Source organism: Pediococcus sp. AC40, from assembly GCF_030252485.1.
Classification (GTDB): Bacteria; Bacillota; Bacilli; order Lactobacillales; family Lactobacillaceae; genus Pediococcus; species Pediococcus acidilactici.
Window position 1 is genome coordinate 317,790 of record NZ_CP127012.1, and the last position, 18,493, is coordinate 336,282.

An 18,493-nucleotide genomic window follows, 5' to 3' on the forward strand; every position below is an offset into this window, starting at 1 on the left:
CTCCCTATAAGTAATATCTATAGACTGATTATATATTATAATTATATTTTATTCACTAACTTTGATAGGATAATTAATGTGCTAGAAAACGAGTAACCCCAAAAGTATTCGCTAGGGGTTTACAAAATAAACAAAGAGAAAAGGAGAATTATTATGGCAAAGTTGGTGAAAGAAAAAAGCTTTTGGACAGCTATTGGAGTAACGTTACTCTGCGCGTTAGCCGGTAGCTTGTTGGCCCAATTACCATATTTTAGTTTAATTGGCGCCTTAGTAATTTCATTAGTTTTAGGAATGTTAGTACAGTTTAGTCCACGGGTCGTGGAAAAATCCAAAAAAGGTACCGGGTTTATTTCTAACAAATTTTTACGTTTAGGAATCATCCTTTTGGGATTTAAGTTGAACTTAATTGATTTGGCGCATGCGGGAGTAAAGACGATTTTGTTGGCGGTTTTAATAGTTGGTCTGACAATTTTAGTGGTTTACAATTTAGCGCGAAAATTTAACGTGGAATCTAATTTAGCAATGCTCGTGGCAAGTGGGACCGGAATTTGTGGGGCAGCCGCAGTAATGGGAATCTCTCCACAAATCCAGGTGCCGGCTGACCAAGAGGAACAAAAGCGGGAAGACGAAGTTATGGCAATTGCCGTGGTGGCGATTTTAGGAACGGTCTTTACGTTTATCGAAATTGGTTTGAAATCATGGTTGCATTTAACGCCGACCCAATTTGGGGTCGTTGCTGGCGGGTCACTCCATGAAATTGCCCACGCGGTGGCAACCGGTGGTGCGGGTGGTCCGGTTAGTTTGGATACGGCCATCATTACCAAGCTTTCCCGGGTGCTTTTGTTGGCTCCGGTAGCCTTGATTATCGGTTTCTGGCACCGGCGGCGGAATGAAGTTAACGTTGCTAATCAAACAAAGGGCAAGCTCCCAATTCCTTGGTTTATGGGTGGCTTTATCCTTGCTAGTGTTGTCGGAACTTTCTTACCATTAGGTGCAGGCGTTTTAGCAGGATTAGTTAAACTGGCTTACATTTTCTTGGGCATGGCAATGGCTGCTTTAGGTATGTCAGTAAACTTCCGGGTAATCTTAAAACGCGGTAAGGGACCGTTTGCGGCAGCGACGATCGGCTCGGTATTGCTATTAATTTTCGTAATTATGGCAAGCAAGTGGTTCTTCTAGAATTTAAAAACATCAGTTATTAAAAAATGAGGGTCGGACAAAAGCCAGAAAGTTTGTGAGCATTAACTGAAAATTGACTTATGCTTGAATTGGGTATAATAGTCATTTTTGGTTAAGCGGGAAAAAATGGCTTTTGGCGCACATTTGGTTTTATTAAGGTCCACGCAAAAATGTTTTTCGAGAATTTTCTATTCTTGAAAAACATTTTTTATTTTCTTCTCAGTCCCAATCTTTGTTAGGAATGTTTTTTTGCAGCTGAGCCGAAACGTGTTCCAGCCCCCAGGGTTTTTGCGGTTAACCAAATTTTGGGCTTAATCGCAAGCACACGATTAAGCCCAAGATATAGTTAATCCTCCAACCCTACCCGTGGGCTTCCACACTCTATCCCATTATCCACATCATCACCGGCACCATTATCAGTGATAGTAACGTGGATTCCGTCACCATAATTGATGCAAAATCGGCATCCGCATCGTATAGCTTGGCGACTACCGGCGCATTCGTCATTACCGGCATGCACGATTGTAAAATGAAGACCTGCTTCATGATTAGGGGCATGGAGCTTGGCATTACTAACAGAGCCATTAAGCTTGGCGCAAAAACAAACCGGCCAAGTAAAACTCCCAAATTGTCTTTTTGAAAACGCATATTGCGCAAACCTGCATCGTAAACGGAAACCCCAATAAACAACATGGACAACGGGATGGTCAGGCCTCCTAAGTAAGTGAAGCTAGACGATAAGAAACTAGGTAGGTGAATGTTTAGGACAATCAGGACGATCCCAATCATAAATCCTAAAAGTGGGGCTGAGAAGATCTTTTGTAAAGTGCTTTTTAGACTGATTTTGGTTTGGCGTTGTTGGTCACGTTGGATGAAGTAAACCCCTAACGTCCAAAAAATGGTTGTATTAGCCATGTAATAAACCAACACGTATGGCAAGCTACGTTCTCCGAAGATTGCTAGGTTAATGGGCAACCCGACAAAAACGGTGTTGGAGTTAAAAAACATGGAAGTAAACAAGCCTTGATGGCGCGGGTTAACGTGAATTAAGCGCACAATTAACCAAGCAAGTCCCATTAAAATGAACATTGATAAAACCGGGTACCAAAGGTTGGGCAGTAACTTGAAAAGTTCAGCTTTAGTAAAATCTTTGGTAATTGAAGTGATCATGTAAGGCGGCAGGGCCACTTGGGTAACAAGCTTAGCAAGTAATTTTTTAGAATCCTCGTTAAACCAGTGTCGAGAGGCTAAATAGTACCCCACGGCAACCATAATAATGATTACCAGTACCCCTTGAATACTTTGTAATAAAATTTCACTCACCCCTAATTTGTTTTCTAGTCTATTTTAGCGCAATATCCATGGTAAAATTGAATTTAATTAGTAATTAAATGGGGGAAAAGCGCATGGCAATTATTCAAGTACCACACGATTTGACCGAAGTACGGGTTAAAAAAGAACAATTAAAAGAACAGGGTCAAACGGTTGCTGAAGAACAATTAATTGAACAAGCAATCCAGGATAATGCCCAACACTTATTAGACGACATTTTGGACGGGCACTACTTCACTTGTAAATTAGAAAATGACGAGTTGGTAGTCTATGATGTGATTAACGCGCCCACTGGTAAAGTTGCACCTCGCGGAACTAGCTTTACTGAGGATTTTACACAAGATGCGGATAGTCTCTGGGACTACTTGGATAAACAGCTAAGTAAAATCGCTGGCGGTCGTTAGTAACTCAACAAGGAGGATGTTATGACGGAGATTCGATTAATTGCAAGTGACATTGACGGAACTTTTTTAAATGACCAACGGGAGTTTGACCGATCACGTTTTCAGGCCCAACTAGACGAACTTAGTCGCCGACAAATTAAATTTGTGGTAGCTAGTGGGAATCAACTGGCGCACTGCCAAGAAGTTTTTGAAGGAATTGAAGGTGACCTGACTTTTGTCGCTGAAGACGGTGCCCTGACCGTTGAGCAAGGGAAAGTTTTGGATGATAATCCCATTAAACCGGCTTTACTGCATGATGCGTTGGATTATTTAATGAGCACTCCGGAGTTTGCCGAAGCAAAACTAATTTTGTCGACCCGTCAACAAGCGTTCACCAACATGGTGCCTAGTGACGCCGATTGGAAAGACAGTGCATATTTTTATCAACACCTTACGCCGGTAGCAAAACTAACGGCGGTAAACGAGCCGATTTACAAGATTGATATTCATTGGAGTGGGCTAACGGACGTGCGCCCCCAAGCCGAACAGTTACAAAACGCGCTGGGGGATGACCTTGGTTGCGTGATGAGTGGGCTGGGGGGCATGGACGTCACCATGCCGCACGTGACTAAGGCTTATGGACTGACCCAATTGCAGAACTTGTGGCAGATTTCCATGGACGAGACCATGGCCTTCGGCGACACGCAAAATGACGAAGCCATGTTACAGCACGCGCGACTAGGTTATGCAATGAAAAACGCGGAACCAGAAGCTAAAAAAGCAACGAAGCTAATCACAAAATTGGACAACAACCACAGTGGCGTTTTAGACATGATTGAGCGGTTGTTGGCCGGGGAGATTAAGTAGGTAACTACGCGAATCCTTCAAAATACAAGTAAAATGGAAGCTGAGAAGGAACTGAAATTATTTTGGTATATTGACTTTAATAGAGCCATACCTACACCAAAATTCAGACTACTTTGGTTAATCCTAAAGCGACTATTTATGCTAAATTCAAGCACAATGGTCGCTTTTTAGTTAATGCTCATAAACTACCCAACTTTTGCCCCACACTCTATTTTTTACCATAACGTGGCTTGACATTTAATTTCAGGGGTGTATCATTGGTAAAAATTAATCGAGTCGCTTTAAGTTGATCCCGAGAGGTCAACAAGCTAACGGAGTCGCCATCAGTAGGTGGAATGGACGCGGTTAGCGCCGGCCATTTTACTTACTGGTGGTTTTTTTGTACCCAAAATTAGCGATTTCGAAATCCAAATAAAGGGGTTCAAACATGACGGAAACACAAACTCAAGCAGCAATTATTCAGCAGTTACTGGAATTGCAAGCAATTCAGGTAAAGCCTGACGCACCGTTTACGTACGCCAGTGGAATCAAGTCGCCAATCTATACCGACTTGCGAATGACAATTAGCAAACCCGCGTTACGTAAACAAATTGCCACGGGGCTCAGCGAACTAATTCGGCAATTTTATCCGACGGCAACGGTGATCGGCGGGGTGGCAACGGCTGGGATTCCGCACGCAGCGTGGGTTGCTGAGGAACTCGGATTACCGTTGATCTACGTTCGCTCTAAACCCAAGGATCACGGAGCGGGTAAGCAGATTGAGGGGGCTTTACAAGCCGCTGACCAGGTGGTGTTGATTGACGATTTGATTTCAACCGGCGGCAGCGTACTTAAGGCTGGCAAAGCGGTTCGCCAAACCCCCGCTCAACTGCTGGGGGTCGCGAGTATCTTTAGTTACCAGCTCCCGGACGCACATCAAAACTTTGCGGCTGAGGATACCCAGTTACATAGTCTGATCGATTATCACCAATTAATTGATTATTTAGCTACGCAACAACAACTAACCCCGGCCCAGCTAGATTCGGCCCGCACTTGGCATCAGGATCCTTGGCAATGGGGCGCAACTACAACAATTAAATAAGATTTAGTTTCAATTAAATCGGTTTCCCGAGAGGAACCAATTGAATCGGCTTTTTTAGGCTACCTTCCAAGCAAATTCAATTGGCAGGTAGCCTTTTTTGATAACTTAAGGAGGAAAAAATAATGAATATGCATGACTTGACTACGGTAGAAAACTTTAACGAAGCGGACGTATTACACAAAATTAAATTAGCAGAAGAATTCAAGAAGGGTAAGAAGGTGCAATTAAAGCGCCCGGTTTACGCGATGAACCTCTTCTTCGAAAATAGCACCCGGACCCACACCAGCTTTGAAATGGCTGAACAACGCTTAGGTATGAAAATGTTGGAATTTGAGGTACAAACTAGTTCGGTTTCCAAAGGTGAAACACTGTTGGATACGGTGAAAACCATTGACGCGATTCGAACGGACGTGGCGGTAATTCGGCATCCCCAAAACGATTACTATGAGCCAATTTTGGACGAAAATTTAGACATCAGCATCGTCAACGCGGGCGACGGTAGCGGACAACACCCATCCCAATCGTTACTAGACATGATGACGATTTACGAAGAATTCGGTCGTTTTGCGGGCTTGAAGGTGGCCATTACCGGCGATATCGCCCATTCCCGGGTCGCGCGTTCTAACGCAATGCTACTAAATAAGCTGGGCGCTCAAGTCTACTTTGCGGGGCCTGAAGAATGGATGGCCAAAGACCTAGCTGACTACGGTACTTATCGGCCGATTGATGAACTGGTTGACCAAGTCGACGTCATGATGTTGTTGCGAATTCAAAAAGAACGGATCCAGGATCGCGATAATTTACGAATGGAAGTTCAGGATTACTTGACCAACTACGGTTTGACTAAGCAACGGGCAGAACGGATGCAACCACACGCGATTATCATGCACCCCGCTCCGGTTAACCGCGGAATTGAAATTGAAAGCAAACTGGTGGAATGCCAACGTTCACGGATCTTTAAACAAATGACCAACGGGATGTACATGCGGATGGCAATTTTGACCGACGTGCTAAACGCGAAAAACTTGGTGATGGGGGCGTAAATAAATGCGAACCTTGATTAAAAACGGCCGGGTAGTCTCTAACGGCCGTCTACAAAAGGCGGACGTCTTGGTGGAAGATCAACAAATTAGCGCAATTGCTTCCCAACTTGCGGAGACGACGGTTGCTGAACGGGTCATTGATGCCCAAAATCAACTGGTACTTCCGGGATTGGTGGACGTGCACGTTCATTTCCGGGACCCCGGATTAACCGAAAAAGAAGACGTAACTACCGGCAGCCAAGCGGCGTTACGGGGCGGATACACCACCGTGCTGACGATGCCCAACGTAAATCCGGTTCCCGACGACCCGACCCGGTTAGCTAAAATGATTGCGCATAATCAACAAGTCGGCCGCGTGCACATTGGGCAATACGCAGCGGTAACTAAGAACCGGACCAGCGATCAGTTGGTAGACTTTGCAGCTCTTAAAGAAGCGGGGGCGGTGGCCTTCAGTAACGATGGCAACGGGGTCCAAAGCGCACAAACGATGTACCGGGCCATGCAAGCTTTGCAAAAAATTGATTTGCCGCTTGCGGCCCACGTGGAAGACGAATCCCTTATGCAGCACGGGGTGATGAATGCCGGGGCGCGTGCCCAAGAACTAGGTTTACCTGGCATTGATGAGCTGGCAGAAACGGCACAATTAGCCCGGGATTTAGAAATCGCGCGAAAAACGGGCGTACACTACCACGTTTGCCACGTTTCTACAGCACGGAGCGTGGAGCTGATTCGGCGAGCCCAACGTGACGGAGTGTGGGTGACTGCCGAAGTCGCCCCACACCACCTCTTCTTGGATGAACAGATGATCACTAAGGACAACCCCATGTTAAAGATGAACCCCCCGTTGCGCCGGTTAGCGGACCGCCAAGCATTACTTGCGGGATTGCTGGACGGCACGATTAGCATGGTGGCTACCGACCACGCCCCCCATACGGACGCGGATAAGGTGGGTTCGATGAAAACGGCGGCCTTTGGAATTACCGGATTGGAAACCGCCTTTGCCTTGCTTTACACCAAGCTAGTTAAACCGGGAATTTGTTCGGTCGGCCAATTGATCAACTGGATGAGTACCAATCCCGCCCAAGCCTTTCAGTTAAGGAAGGCGGGCAATTTAACGGTAGGTGCGGTGGCGGATTTAACGATTGTGGACGTGGATCACGAATATGAAATTGACGCTGCGGCGATGGCATCGAAGGGGCACAACAGTCCGTTGATTGGCCAACGAGTTTATGGTCAATCCCAGCTCACCATGGTTGCGGGACAAATCAAGTTTGAACGAAGGGGCATTTCAAAATGAAGCGTTATTTAGTTTTAGAAGACGGCACGGTTCATCCGGGCACGGCAATCGGCGCCAATCAGGAACGCATCGGCGAACTGGTTTTTAATACCGGAATGAGCGGATACCAAGAGTCCTTAACCGACCAATCCTATAACGGAGAAATTTTAATGTTTACGTACCCATTGATTGGCAATTACGGAATTAACCGCGACGATTGGGAATCGATCCGTTCTAGTTGCGCGGGAGTGGTGGTTCACGAAGTTGCGCGACGGGCTAGTCACTGGCAAATGAAAATGACTTTTGAGGAGTTTTTAATTCAACAGGAACTCCCCGGAATCAGCGGAATTGATACCCGGGCGGTAACCCGGCACATTCGCGAGCACGGGGCGATGAAGGCGGCGTTAGTCAACGAAGTCCGCGATGGCTTGGTGGAACAAATTCAGCAATTCAAATCGAACGCGCACCCAATCGAACAAAGCGCGACGCCCCGGCCGTACCCTAATCCAGCAACGGGTCGGAAGGTGGTCGTGGTGGACTTTGGCCTCAAGTATTCCATCTTAAGGGAACTTGCGCGGCGGAATTGCAACGTAATGGTGCTGCCCTACGATGCGGACGCCCAAACGGTCTTAGCAAATAATCCGGACGGGGTGCTTTTAAGCAACGGACCGGGGGACCCCGAAGCAGTTCCAGACGGCGTGTTACAAATGATTCGCACGGTGGAAAAACAAGTGCCCGTGTTTGGCATCTGTATGGGACACCAGCTCTTTGCCCGGGCGAACGGCGCCCGGACGATGAAATTAAAGTTTGGTCATCGGGGATTTAACCATCCGGTGCGCAATTTAGCTACTGGGCGTATCGACTTAACTTCGCAAAACCACGGCTATGCGGTAGACCGCGCTTCGGTTGCCGCGACCGATTTGACGATTACCCACGAAGAAATTAACGATGAATCGGTGGAAGGTTTACGTCACGAAAAGTACCCGGCTTTTTCAGTACAATTTCACCCAGACGCGGCACCTGGGCCACACGATGCGGTCGGTCTTTTCGACCAATTTATGCGGTTAATTGACCAACGGAAAAAAATAATGGAGGTGCGCTAATCATGCCTAAGCGAACGGATTTAAATAAAATTTTGGTGATTGGATCAGGACCGATCATTATTGGTCAGGCGGCCGAATTTGACTACTCCGGTACCCAAGCGTGCCTGTCGTTAAAAGAACTCGGCTACCAAACGGTGTTGGTCAACTCAAATCCAGCGACCATCATGACCGATACGGACGTGGCGGATAAGGTCTATATTGAACCACTCACCCGGCAATTTGTATCCCAAATCATTCGCAAAGAGCGTCCGGATGCCATTTTGCCAACTCTTGGAGGTCAGCAAGGGCTTAACATGGCGATGGAATTAGCCGAATCAGGAATTTTAAAGGAACTAAATATTGAACTATTAGGAACTAAATTGGATGCAATCGACCAAGCAGAAGACCGGGAACGGTTCCGGTCGTTAATGAAGGAACTTGGTGAACCAGTTCCTGATTCCGCAATTGCGACCACGGTTGCCGAAGCGGTCGACTTCGCTAAACAAAGTGGCTTCCCCGTAATTGTCCGGCCTGCGTTTACAATGGGCGGTACCGGCGGCGGAATCGTTAATGACGAAACGGAACTTCGGAAAATTGCCGCCAACGGACTCACCCTTTCGCCAGTGACCCAAGTGTTGATCGAACAAAGCATTGCCGGAATGAAGGAAATTGAGTTTGAAGTAATGCGGGACCACGCCGATAACGCGATTGTGGTCTGCAACATGGAAAACTTTGATCCGGTAGGGATTCATACCGGAGATTCAATTGTTTACGCACCGGTTCAAACCTTAAGCGACCGGGAAGTTCAGGAGTTGCGGGACGCGGCGCTGCGGATTATTCGGGCGCTAAAAATTGAAGGAGGTTGCAACGTTCAGTTTGCCCTTGACCCAGTCCAGAATCGGTATTACGTGATTGAAGTCAATCCGCGGGTAAGTCGATCAAGCGCGCTAGCTTCTAAGGCAACCGGCTATCCAATTGCCAAGGTGGCGGCGAAAATCGCCGTTGGATTACAACTTGACGAAATTTTAAATCCGGTGACCGGCTCGACTTACGCGGAATTTGAACCAGCGCTAGATTACGTGGTTTGCAAAATTCCCCGGTGGCCGTTCGATAAATTTGCCAACGCCGATCGCCGTTTGGGTACCCAAATGAAGGCAACTGGAGAAGTAATGGCGGTTGGTCGCACCGTTGAGGAAGCCACCCAAAAGGCGGTGCGCTCCCTCGACATTGATGTAGCGGAGCTCCATGATGAACGCTTAGCTAACTTAAACGACACAGAGTTACTTGCTGGAATCAAAGTAGCTCGAGACGACCGACTATTCTACCTTTACGAAGCGTTGCGTCGCGGCGAATCGTTGACTAAATTAGCGCAATTAACTAAGATTAGCGTTTATTTTTTGGATAAATTACTACATATTTATGAAATTGAAACGGCGCTGCAGGACCATCCCTTTGCAACCGAATGGCTAACCGATGCTAAACATTACGGTTTTGCGGATACTACGATTGCCCGGCTTTGGCAAACCACTGCGGATCGGGTGCGTGAATATCGGCACCAAACTGGAATTCAACCAGTATACAAGATGATTGATACTTGCGCAGGGGAGTTTGCTTCCAGTACGCCGTATTATTACAGCACCTACGAATTTGAAAACGAAAGTCAGGTTTCAGAAAAGCCCTCCATCCTAGTGTTGGGGTCGGGTCCGATTCGGATTGGGCAGGGGGTTGAATTTGACTACGCCACGGTCCACTCGATTCAAGCAATTCGTCAAATGGGTTACGAAGCCATCGTGGTAAATAACAACCCGGAAACTGTTTCGACCGACTTTTCAATGTCTGACAAACTATATTTTGAGCCGTTAACTGTCGAAGAGGTGCTTAACGTAATCGAGTTAGAGCAACCTAAGGGCGTAATCGTTCAATTTGGCGGCCAAACCGCGATTAATTTAGCCGAAGCCTTAGCGGACCACGGAGTTCCCGTTTTAGGCACCGCGGTGGAAGACGTGAACCGTGCCGAAGATCGGGACGAGTTTAATCAGTTAATCACGGAAAACCAGTTCCGGCAACCCGAAGGACGAACCGCTACCACGGTTCCAGCGGCGATTACGGCGGCTAATCAAATCGGCTATCCGGTGGTCGTTCGTCCAAGTTACGTTTTAGGGGGCCGGGCGATGGAAATTGTCCACAACCAGGCTGAATTGGAAAACTACATGCACACTGCGGTCCAGGTTTCCCACCAGCATCCAGTTTTGATCGACCAGTACCTAGTGGGGACGGAATGTGAAGTTGACGTGGTCAGCGACGGACATGACGTGGTAATCCCGGGCATTATGGAACATATTGAACGTTCGGGTGTGCATTCGGGAGATTCAATGGCGGTTTATCCGGCTCAAACCCTTTCAACAACCGTGCAGAACCAAATTGTGGAAATCGCGACTAAATTGGCCCGTTGTCTACGGTGCGTTGGGCTAATGAACGTTCAATTTATCGTCCACGACGAACAGGTTTACGTGATTGAAGTTAACCCACGCGCTAGTCGGACGATTCCATTGATTAGCAAGGTCACGGATTTACCACTGGCCCGGATCGCAACGAAGGCCATCCTTGGCCAAAGTATTCGGGAACAAGGGCTAACTCCGGGGCTTCACCGACCGGGTAAGTTAATTCACGTGAAGGCGCCGGTCTTCTCCTTCACCAAACTAAACGATGTGGATAGTTTGTTAGGACCAGAAATGAAATCCACTGGCGAAGTGATGGGAAGTGACCGTACTTTAGCTAAGGCACTGTATAAAGCGTTGGAGGGTGCAAAACTTCATTTACCAGACCACGGCAAAGTTTTGTTAACGGTCCGCAACACGGATAAGGAAGAAGTGGTTGGTTTAGCTAAACGCTTCTGGGATCTAGGTTATCAACTAGTGGCTACTGAAGGGACCGCGGCAGTCTTGAAACAAAACGGTTTACCTGTGGAAACGGTGGAAAAACTGACGGAATCGACCCAAATTTTAAATGAAATCAAACAACATGAAATTAGAACGGTGATTAACACCATTGCTGACGATCCGGATAGCGCCAACGACGGAATTAAAATCCGACAAACCGCGCTAACCTACGGAGTGCCATTGTTTACCGCCTTGGATACGGTGGATGCCATTTTACAAGTGTTAGAAGCCCAAGCCTTTACTACGGTTCACCTATAAGGAGGAAGATTATGCAACGCTTAGAAACGGAAATTGCGGGAGTAACGTTAAAAAATCCGGTTATGAATGCGAGTGGTACTGCCGCGTATGGTCAGTCCCTGGCGGAGAAAATGGATTTAAACGAATTGGGGGCCTTAGTGATTAAATCGACCACCCAAACTCCCCGAGCGGGCAATCCGTGGCCCACAACGGCGGAAACCAGCGCGGGCTGGCTGAACGCGGTTGGGTTAAAAAATCCGGGGATCGACCACGTATTAAGTGAAGAACTTCCTTGGTTAGCCAATAATTTTCCAACACTACCGATTGTGGGGAGCGTCGCGGGAAGTACTTTTGAAGAGTACGTGACGGTCGCACACCGTATGGCTAGCGCACCGAACGTTAAATTAATTGAAGTAAACGTCTCCTGCCCGAACGTAAAGGAAGGCGGGATCGCCTTTGGAACGGAACCGCAAATGGTGCGAGAACTAACCCAAGCAATTAAGACCCAGGTGGACTGTCCGGTGTTAGTTAAACTAACTCCTGCGGTGGCCGCCATCGAACCCCTCGTGCTTGCTGCCGAAGCGGGCGGAGCGGATGGACTGGTCATGATTAATACGTTGATGGGAATGGAGATTGATCTACACACCCGCAAACCGCACTTATCAAACGGTACTGGAGGGCTTTCTGGAAAGGCGATTCATCCCCTAGCCGTGCGAATGGTTCACCAAGCACGCCAAGTAACCGATTTACCAATCATTGGCGTGGGGGGCGTTTTTACTCCCGCAGATGCGTTAGAATTGATGGTAGCAGGAGCCCAAGCAATTCAAATTGGATCCGCAAGCTACGGCAATCCGCGGGCGTGTCACGACGTCATCACGGAATTGCCTGCCGCGATGGATCGATACGGGTTTGAACGGATTGCAGATTTTAAGGTGAAAAATTAACGGAGGCGGAGTAATGACACAATCCCAATCAATTCAATCGATAGCCGCTGAAAAGCAATTTGATACCATGATTGTAGGTGCTGGCAGCGCTGGTTTAGTAAGTGCGCTCGCGTTGGCCGAAGCGGGAAAACGGGTAATTGTTTTAGAAAAAATGGCTAAGCCTGGAGGGAATTCTATTCGGGCTTCTTCAGGGATGAACGCTGCTAAGACGGTTGTTCAAGAGCACGCGGGGATTAAGGATACTTACGAATCCTTTTTTGAAGATACCTACCGGGGCGGCGGGCGGAAAAATGACGTGGACATGTTACGCTACTTTACTAGTCACGCAGCTGAAGCAGTGGACTGGTTGAAAGAACATGGGATTGTTTTAGACGATTTGACCTTAACTGGTGGGATGTCAGTTAAACGAGCCCACCGACCAAGTAGCGCTCCGGCAATTGGGGGATACTTGATTCATCACTTAGTAGATGATTTGACCCAAAAACAAGTTCCGATCCTTTGTCAAACTAAGGTAGTGAATATTATGCGAATGGAATCTGGAGATTTTCAGTTAATTGCTGAAAACCAAGCTGGTGACCGACAAACGTTACGGAGTGCGACGGTAATTTTGGCAACCGGAGGCTTTTCGGCTAGCCAAGATTTAATTGCTTATTACCGACCTGATTTGCTGCATTACCGCACTACGAACCAACCAGGAGCGACCGGTGATGGTCTACGTTTAGCACAACAATTAGGGGCCCAATTAATCGATATGGCGGAAGTTCAAGTGCATCCCACCGTCTATCAAGATTCAGCAAGAACCTTTTTAATTGGCGAAACAGTTCGTGGCGAGGGCGCGATTCTCGTTAATCATCAAGGAAGCAGGTTCGTTAACGAACTGGCCACCCGCAAAGAAGTTACGGCGGCGATTAACGCACAAACTCCGGCCAACGCTTTTTTAATTTTTAACCAAGCGTTGATTAACCGGGTGGTTGCCGTCCAATTTTACGACCAAATTGGCCTGGTCACCCATGGCGCAACCCTTGCAGAATTAGCCGACCAATTGGAAATTCCCCAAGCTGCATTGGATACTACGATGGCAACTTGGCAAACGGTGGTTCACCAACAGCATGATGCAGAATTTGGCCGCACCACCGGCTTAGTAGATGACTTTGCAACCGGGCCTTTTGCGGCAATTCCGGTAGCTCCAGCTGTGCACTATACAATGGGCGGCGTAAAAGTTAACGTAGAAACCCAAGTTTTAGATGACCAACAACAACCGATTGCGGGATTATATGCGGCTGGAGAAACCGTGGGCGGCTTACATGGCAATAACCGGCTCGGGGGTAACTCGATTGCGGAAACAGTAGTCTTTGGACTAGCGGCCGCTCGTCAGATTGAAAATTACCAGGTTTAATTAAAAATCGACTGTCATACCTAAATTTGGTATAACAGTCGATTTTTGGTTAGTACTTGCAAACTATCTGACTTTTGTCCCGTTTGCTTCTTCTTAACTATGTTTAATTAGCAAATTCGGTTGCCTAGTTCTTGCATATCTTTCTTAAGTTGCTTACCGTCTCCGTCGTCTTGGGGAACAAAGTTCGTTACCGTAACGGCGTTGTCAATAATTCCACTATTGTCGCGAAGTGAAAGCAGCCCCATCTTGTAATCAAGGGTAAGGCCTTCGCCTAAATAAGTGGGCTCGTCATGTCCGGTAGTAAGTTGCAACCCGGCATTGTTTTCAACTGGTTCAGCATAGTCAGCGTCTTCGTTGTCCGCAACCACTAGTTGGAACTTGTTGCCAATTGAACACGAACCGCCTAACTTAGAGAATTTACTTGAGCCGTCGTCTAACGCCAAGAAGACGTGACGTTGACCAATGTTTTTAGTACTTAAATATTCTTGTGCTGATTGAGTAATGTTGATTTCCATAGTGTGGCCTCCCAATAAAATTGACTGCATGTCTCTTACCTACGAGCTAATCCTAGCGCAAGAAGGAGCGGAAGTTAAAAATTATGCTTGTGATTATGCTTCTAAAGTTTTTCGCCGGGTAATCAACCATCGCCGAATTACAATAATGTCGGCAATTGCGAGTAATCCCGCAGAAATCGCGAATGAAAAATGCATTCCGAAAATGAATAGTTGATCATTTCCGTGTGGATAGGTAGTTAAACTAGTGTGGGCCTTGGCACTCATTAACAAGAACAATGCGGATGTGGATATCGTTACCCCTAAAATCATTCCAAGGTTCCGCGCTAGGGCGTTGACGCTACCAGCAATTCCCAAGCGGTTATGCGGCACCGCCGACATTACGGAAGCGTTGTTAGGCGATTGAAATAATCCGGTCCCCATTCCAGTAACGATGGATGCAAAAATGAAGAACCAGTACGGCGTTTGCAAGTTGAATCCCATAATTAAAAATTGAGAAATCAACAGCAGCGTTACGCCGATTACGGTGATTTTAGCGCCACCAAATTTGTCAGATAAAAAGCCTCCTACCGGTCCGAAAATTACCATGGTCAACGGAATGATCGACAAGAGGGTCCCGGCCACTCCCGAAGACAAACCGCGGGCGTTAACTAGATAATAGGGCATTAAAACGTTGTAGAAGAAACCATTGATGAACACGAGGAGTGCGGCAATGAGCCCTAACGTGAAGTCAGCGTATTGAAAAATCGATAAGTCCAACAGCGGATGGCGCCGGTGATTTTCGGTATGAATAAACAAAATAAATGAAATTATGGCAATTAATAAGGCTCCAAGAATTAACGGATTTAGATAACCTCGTTCTTGTCCGCGAAGAATTGCGAAGAAAAAGGTGATAATGCATATTGCAAATTCAATTGCTCCGGTCCAGTCAATTGGGGCGTTGGCTGCGAGGGGCTGGTCGTGAGGCAAACTCTTTACGCCAATTAAAACGGCTATAATTCCAATGGGAACGTTAATCCAGAAAATGTAGTTCCAAGTCAAATAATTTAAGATAAGTCCCCCAATAGCGGGTCCGGCAACGGCGCCCAAAGCAACGAAGGTTCCGATTACCCCCATTGCACGTCCACGTTGTTCAATGGGAAAGGTACTCGTGGTAATCCCAAAGCTGTTAGACATGGTCATCGCGGCTCCGATAGCCTGAACGGCACGCGCAAATAGCAAAAATGCCAGACCTAGATTGATTCCGGCAAGGAGGGACCCTAAGATAAATATGGCCGTCCCAATCCGAAATACCTTTGATTTACCAATTACGTCTCCCAAACGACCAAAAAACATTAAGAGGGCGCTGATGACGATTAAGTAAATGGAAACAACCCATTCAATGCGACTTAAACTGATGTTCATCTCCTTTGACATGATTGGCATGGCAATGTTGACAATCGAGCCATCAAGGGTGGACATAAAGGTAAAAATACCCAACGCAATTAAGATCAGCGTTTTATTTGTTTTTGAAGGCGCTTGTGACTGCTTCATTCAATTCTTCCTCCTGTAAATAATTTGTACAACTACATATTTTCCCGTTATCATAGGAAATGTCAATCTTTTCGAGCTATAAACTATCTAGGCTGTTAAAAAAACGATTTTCCCGATAAAATATAGGAAAAACATGGAAAGCAGGTAAATTAATGTCACCAAAAAAAATTGACCATATTGCGATTATTTGTACTGATTACGAAGCTGCGCGGGATTTTTACGTGGAGCAGTTGGGAATGCAAGTAGTGCAAGAAACCAAACGAAGCGATAAGCAAGACGTTAAGTTAGATCTGCGTTTTGGGGATTTAATGGTAGAGTTATTCATTAAACCAACGGCGCCTAAACGCCTGACGTATCCTGAAGCAGCAGGATTACGCCACCTATGCTTTAAAACGGAGGATATTGCTGCCGACGTTGCCGAGTTAAAGGCAAAGGGGATTCGAGTGGAACCTATCCGAGAAGATGAGCTCAATCAGCGCAAAATGACCTTTTTCTTTGATCCGGACGATTTGCCAATTGAGTTACACGAATAAACTTTTCCACAGTGTTAGTGGAATAAAAATGAGCGTGGGACAAAAGTCGGGTAGTTTGCGAGCATTAACTGAAAATTGACCATGATGTACTAGGCCCTGTCAAGTTGACAGATGAAATAATATAAAATTAGGCGGCTTACTAAACGGCTTCATTCCAGTATTCATCTGGAGTGAGGCCGTTTCTTTTTGTTGATCGATCATAATGATTAAAATATTCAATTCCACTTTCAACTAACTTAATCAGCTCTTGATAAGTTTTAGGTGTTTCATGCCGTTCCATCCAACGTAGTTTAAATTCATTCCACCATCGCTCCATCGGAGCATTATCATAAGGAGTTCCAGGACGTGACATACTTCGTTTAATGTTGAATTGATTAAGAAAATTGTTAAATGTTCCGGAGGTGTAGGCTGATCCACGGTCAGTATGAATTAACGGTTGAACACAACTTACCATTGAAAACGCCTGCTTAAATAGTTGTACCTGTGATTTGCTAGTTTCTGTTTCGCTTAAGGTATATGTAAGTAACTTTCGACCGTATAAATCTAGTACGCCACTAAGGCGTACCTTATATTCACTGTTTACTCCATAAGATAATTCAGTTGAATCTGCTAACCAAACTTCGTTTGGCTTGTTTACTTCAAAATTTTGATTTAATAAATTGTCTTGGATATATTGTTCGTTTTGTTTGTTTCGATTATGTTTCTTCGGTCGAATCTGACATCTAATACGCAATTTACGCATTACACGACGGACCATTTTAGTGGTCACAGGGAAATCAATCAGCTTATCTTTTTCTAAATTAACTAATATATTTCCAGCGCCAATACCTTGATGATGAAAATCAAACCAATATTGTACACGGTTATTTAATTGTTGATCTTGCCGTTCCCAATCCGTTTCTTTGCGTTTTAGAAATTTATAATAAGCCTGTCGGCTTAAACCTGCATTCCTCAAAAGAAGCGATACTGCTCCAAAGTGATATTGACTGATTTCTTTAATTGCTTGATAAATCAACCGATGTTGCTTTTTCACCCCCTGCGCTGAAGTTCCATGTATTTTTTTACGAATTCTTCAAGTATTTTTTTCTCAGCTAATTGTGCCTTGAGTTGCCGATTTTCGCGCTTTAATTTATCTGTTTCGGTTAATTCTGTAGTTGGTTTACGATGCCCACGATTATCTGCGAGGCTTTCATAACCACCAGTTTGAGCTTTGATAACCCATGAGCGAACTTGTTGGTATGATACCTTAAAGTGCTCAGCTGCTTCGGCATACGAATGTTTACCTTTGGTAATCCACTCGACAATTTCTATTCGCTCTTCAAAAGTTGTCTTACGACTCATAACGGGGACCTTCTTCCTAAACGGCGTAGCCGTTAAAGTTTTATCCTCATTATACTTGTTAATCCAGTCAATTAGTTGCTTACATGAACGTAATCCAAATTTACTCATTAATTCACTAAGGGTACCTTCACCATTCAAATATGCCATAACCGCTGTGTACTTAAAGTCAGTGGAATATTTATTATTTTTTTTAACTTCCATCAGACCTTTAATACCAAAGGTTTCGTAGCGTATTAACCAATCCTTAAAAGTGCTTCTTCGAAGACCATGATATTTAGCAAATGCTCTTTGACTAATATTCGATTGGTTAAATTCATTTATAAAATTTAATTTTTCTAATGCTGTGTACTTAGATCTAGACATTCAAAAATCCCTCCATGATTATCAGATGAATTATGTTATTTCATCTGACAACCATAAAGGGATTATCACATGATGCTTGAATTGGGCATGATGGTCAATTTTGGGTTAAGCGGAACCAACTGACTTTTGGCACACGTTTTGGCTTTATTGAAGTCAAAACCCCAAAATAACTTTTTAGGACCTTTTCATCCTTGAAAAGTATTTTTTCCCAGCCTCGTTTTTTTGCTTGGTGATTAAGGATGTGGAGAATTACGCAATAAAGTCAAAACGTGCACCCAGCCCCAGTTTCTTCCGGCTAACCAAATATCGGCCTTAATCGCTAAAGCAATTAAGACCGATATTCTGCCGTTCTAGAGTTTTACTGCGATAAAGTCAAAACGTGTTCCAGCTCTCAAAGTTCTGCGGTTAATAAAATTTTAGCCTTAATCGCTAACCCCGCAATTAAGGCTAAA

Annotated in this window: 16 protein-coding genes; 11 read left to right on the forward strand and 5 right to left on the reverse strand. The window is 45.6% G+C overall.

The annotated features are described in order from the left end of the window. The first annotated feature begins 153 nt into the window (after window positions 1-153). Entirely contained in the window at window positions 154-1,179 is a 1,026-nt protein-coding gene (locus tag NL111_RS01465; RefSeq protein ID WP_004166766.1) for a YeiH family protein, read from the forward strand. A gap of 381 nt (window positions 1,180-1,560) precedes the next feature. Here NL111_RS01465 and NL111_RS01470 read toward each other — a convergent pair whose 3' ends face one another. After that, window positions 1,561-2,502, reverse strand: a complete 942-nt coding sequence (locus tag NL111_RS01470) for an AEC family transporter (RefSeq protein WP_002831012.1) — start codon at window positions 2,500-2,502, stop codon at window positions 1,561-1,563. Window positions 2,503-2,585: 83 nt separating this feature from the next. Here NL111_RS01470 and NL111_RS01475 point away from each other — a divergent pair, with 83 nt between their 5' ends. The 9 genes from NL111_RS01475 to NL111_RS01515 all read left to right on the forward strand — a co-directional run bounded on the left by NL111_RS01475 (window position 2,586) and on the right by NL111_RS01515 (window position 13,759). Beyond that, entirely contained in the window at window positions 2,586-2,915 is a 330-nt protein-coding gene (locus NL111_RS01475; protein ID WP_005919729.1) for a hypothetical protein, read from the forward strand. 21 nt (window positions 2,916-2,936) lie between these two features. Next, window positions 2,937-3,761, forward strand: a complete 825-nt coding sequence (locus NL111_RS01480) for a Cof-type HAD-IIB family hydrolase (RefSeq protein WP_053905777.1) — start codon at window positions 2,937-2,939, stop codon at window positions 3,759-3,761. Between the two features lie 427 nt (window positions 3,762-4,188). Next, on the forward strand, window positions 4,189-4,842 hold the full coding sequence (gene pyrE / locus NL111_RS01485; RefSeq protein ID WP_002831015.1) for an orotate phosphoribosyltransferase: 654 nt from the start codon (window positions 4,189-4,191) through the stop codon (window positions 4,840-4,842). Window positions 4,843-4,964: 122 nt separating this feature from the next. Next, a complete protein-coding gene (locus tag NL111_RS01490) occupies window positions 4,965-5,885 on the forward strand; it encodes an aspartate carbamoyltransferase catalytic subunit (RefSeq protein ID WP_063504692.1) in 921 nt (306 codons plus the stop codon). A 4-nt stretch (window positions 5,886-5,889) separates the two neighbouring features. After that, entirely contained in the window at window positions 5,890-7,182 is a 1,293-nt protein-coding gene (gene pyrC / locus NL111_RS01495) for a dihydroorotase (protein WP_128688296.1), read from the forward strand. Next, entirely contained in the window at window positions 7,179-8,264 is a 1,086-nt protein-coding gene (locus NL111_RS01500) for a carbamoyl phosphate synthase small subunit (RefSeq protein WP_128688297.1), read from the forward strand. Before pyrC ends, NL111_RS01500 begins: the two co-directional genes overlap by 4 nt. Window positions 8,265-8,266: 2 nt before the next feature. Next, complete coding sequence (gene carB, locus NL111_RS01505; protein ID WP_128688298.1) at window positions 8,267-11,440, forward strand: carbamoyl-phosphate synthase large subunit; 3,174 nt, start codon at window positions 8,267-8,269, stop codon at window positions 11,438-11,440. Between the two features lie 11 nt (window positions 11,441-11,451). Continuing rightward, on the forward strand, window positions 11,452-12,363 hold the full coding sequence (locus tag NL111_RS01510; RefSeq protein WP_002831022.1) for a dihydroorotate dehydrogenase: 912 nt from the start codon (window positions 11,452-11,454) through the stop codon (window positions 12,361-12,363). Between the two features lie 13 nt (window positions 12,364-12,376). After that, window positions 12,377-13,759 carry a flavocytochrome c gene (locus NL111_RS01515; protein WP_002831024.1) on the forward strand — a complete coding sequence of 461 codons (1,383 nt, stop codon included), beginning with the start codon at window positions 12,377-12,379 and terminating at the stop codon, window positions 13,757-13,759. Between the two features lie 107 nt (window positions 13,760-13,866). On the opposite strand, the gene NL111_RS01520 is transcribed toward NL111_RS01515, so the two are convergent. Both NL111_RS01520 and NL111_RS01525 read right to left on the reverse strand, forming a co-directional pair. Further along, a complete protein-coding gene (locus NL111_RS01520; RefSeq protein ID WP_002830093.1) occupies window positions 13,867-14,274 on the reverse strand; it encodes an iron-sulfur cluster biosynthesis family protein in 408 nt (135 codons plus the stop codon). A 93-nt stretch (window positions 14,275-14,367) separates the two neighbouring features. Next, a complete protein-coding gene (locus NL111_RS01525) occupies window positions 14,368-15,804 on the reverse strand; it encodes an MFS transporter (RefSeq protein ID WP_056985040.1) in 1,437 nt (478 codons plus the stop codon). Between the two features lie 152 nt (window positions 15,805-15,956). On the opposite strand from NL111_RS01525, the gene gloA2 reads away from it, so the two are divergent. Then, on the forward strand, window positions 15,957-16,337 hold the full coding sequence (gene gloA2 / locus NL111_RS01530; RefSeq protein ID WP_128688299.1) for an SMU1112c/YaeR family gloxylase I-like metalloprotein: 381 nt from the start codon (window positions 15,957-15,959) through the stop codon (window positions 16,335-16,337). A 139-nt stretch (window positions 16,338-16,476) separates the two neighbouring features. Here the strand turns inward: gloA2 and NL111_RS01535 are convergent, their stop codons facing one another. Both NL111_RS01535 and NL111_RS01540 read right to left on the reverse strand, forming a co-directional pair. Continuing rightward, window positions 16,477-17,370: an IS3 family transposase gene (locus NL111_RS01535; protein WP_128688300.1), complete on the reverse strand. Its 894-nt coding sequence runs from the start codon at window positions 17,368-17,370 to the stop codon at window positions 16,477-16,479. Beyond that, a complete protein-coding gene (locus NL111_RS01540; RefSeq protein ID WP_004165838.1) occupies window positions 17,367-18,041 on the reverse strand; it encodes a helix-turn-helix domain-containing protein in 675 nt (224 codons plus the stop codon). The genes NL111_RS01535 and NL111_RS01540 overlap by 4 nt, the downstream gene beginning before the upstream one ends. Window positions 18,042-18,493: the final 452 nt, after the last annotated feature.

Bases quoted from the DNA above. Each gene is read 5' to 3' on its own strand.
- NL111_RS01510 (WP_002831022.1), top strand. From the start codon at position 11,452: ATGCAACGCTTAGAAACGGAAATTGCGGGAGTAACGTTAAAAAATCCG.
- NL111_RS01480 (WP_053905777.1), top strand. From the start codon at position 2,937: ATGACGGAGATTCGATTAATTGCAAGTGACATTGACGGAACTTTTTTA.
- NL111_RS01540 (WP_004165838.1), bottom strand. From the start codon at position 18,041: ATGTCTAGATCTAAGTACACAGCATTAGAAAAATTAAATTTTATAAAT.
- gloA2 (WP_128688299.1), top strand. From the start codon at position 15,957: ATGTCACCAAAAAAAATTGACCATATTGCGATTATTTGTACTGATTAC.
- NL111_RS01465 (WP_004166766.1), top strand. From the start codon at position 154: ATGGCAAAGTTGGTGAAAGAAAAAAGCTTTTGGACAGCTATTGGAGTA.
- NL111_RS01525 (WP_056985040.1), bottom strand. From the start codon at position 15,804: ATGAAGCAGTCACAAGCGCCTTCAAAAACAAATAAAACGCTGATCTTA.
- NL111_RS01475 (WP_005919729.1), top strand. From the start codon at position 2,586: ATGGCAATTATTCAAGTACCACACGATTTGACCGAAGTACGGGTTAAA.
- NL111_RS01490 (WP_063504692.1), top strand. From the start codon at position 4,965: ATGAATATGCATGACTTGACTACGGTAGAAAACTTTAACGAAGCGGAC.
- carB (WP_128688298.1), top strand. From the start codon at position 8,267: ATGCCTAAGCGAACGGATTTAAATAAAATTTTGGTGATTGGATCAGGA.
- NL111_RS01500 (WP_128688297.1), top strand. From the start codon at position 7,179: ATGAAGCGTTATTTAGTTTTAGAAGACGGCACGGTTCATCCGGGCACG.
- pyrE (WP_002831015.1), top strand. From the start codon at position 4,189: ATGACGGAAACACAAACTCAAGCAGCAATTATTCAGCAGTTACTGGAA.
- pyrC (WP_128688296.1), top strand. From the start codon at position 5,890: ATGCGAACCTTGATTAAAAACGGCCGGGTAGTCTCTAACGGCCGTCTA.
- NL111_RS01520 (WP_002830093.1), bottom strand. From the start codon at position 14,274: ATGGAAATCAACATTACTCAATCAGCACAAGAATATTTAAGTACTAAA.
- NL111_RS01515 (WP_002831024.1), top strand. From the start codon at position 12,377: ATGACACAATCCCAATCAATTCAATCGATAGCCGCTGAAAAGCAATTT.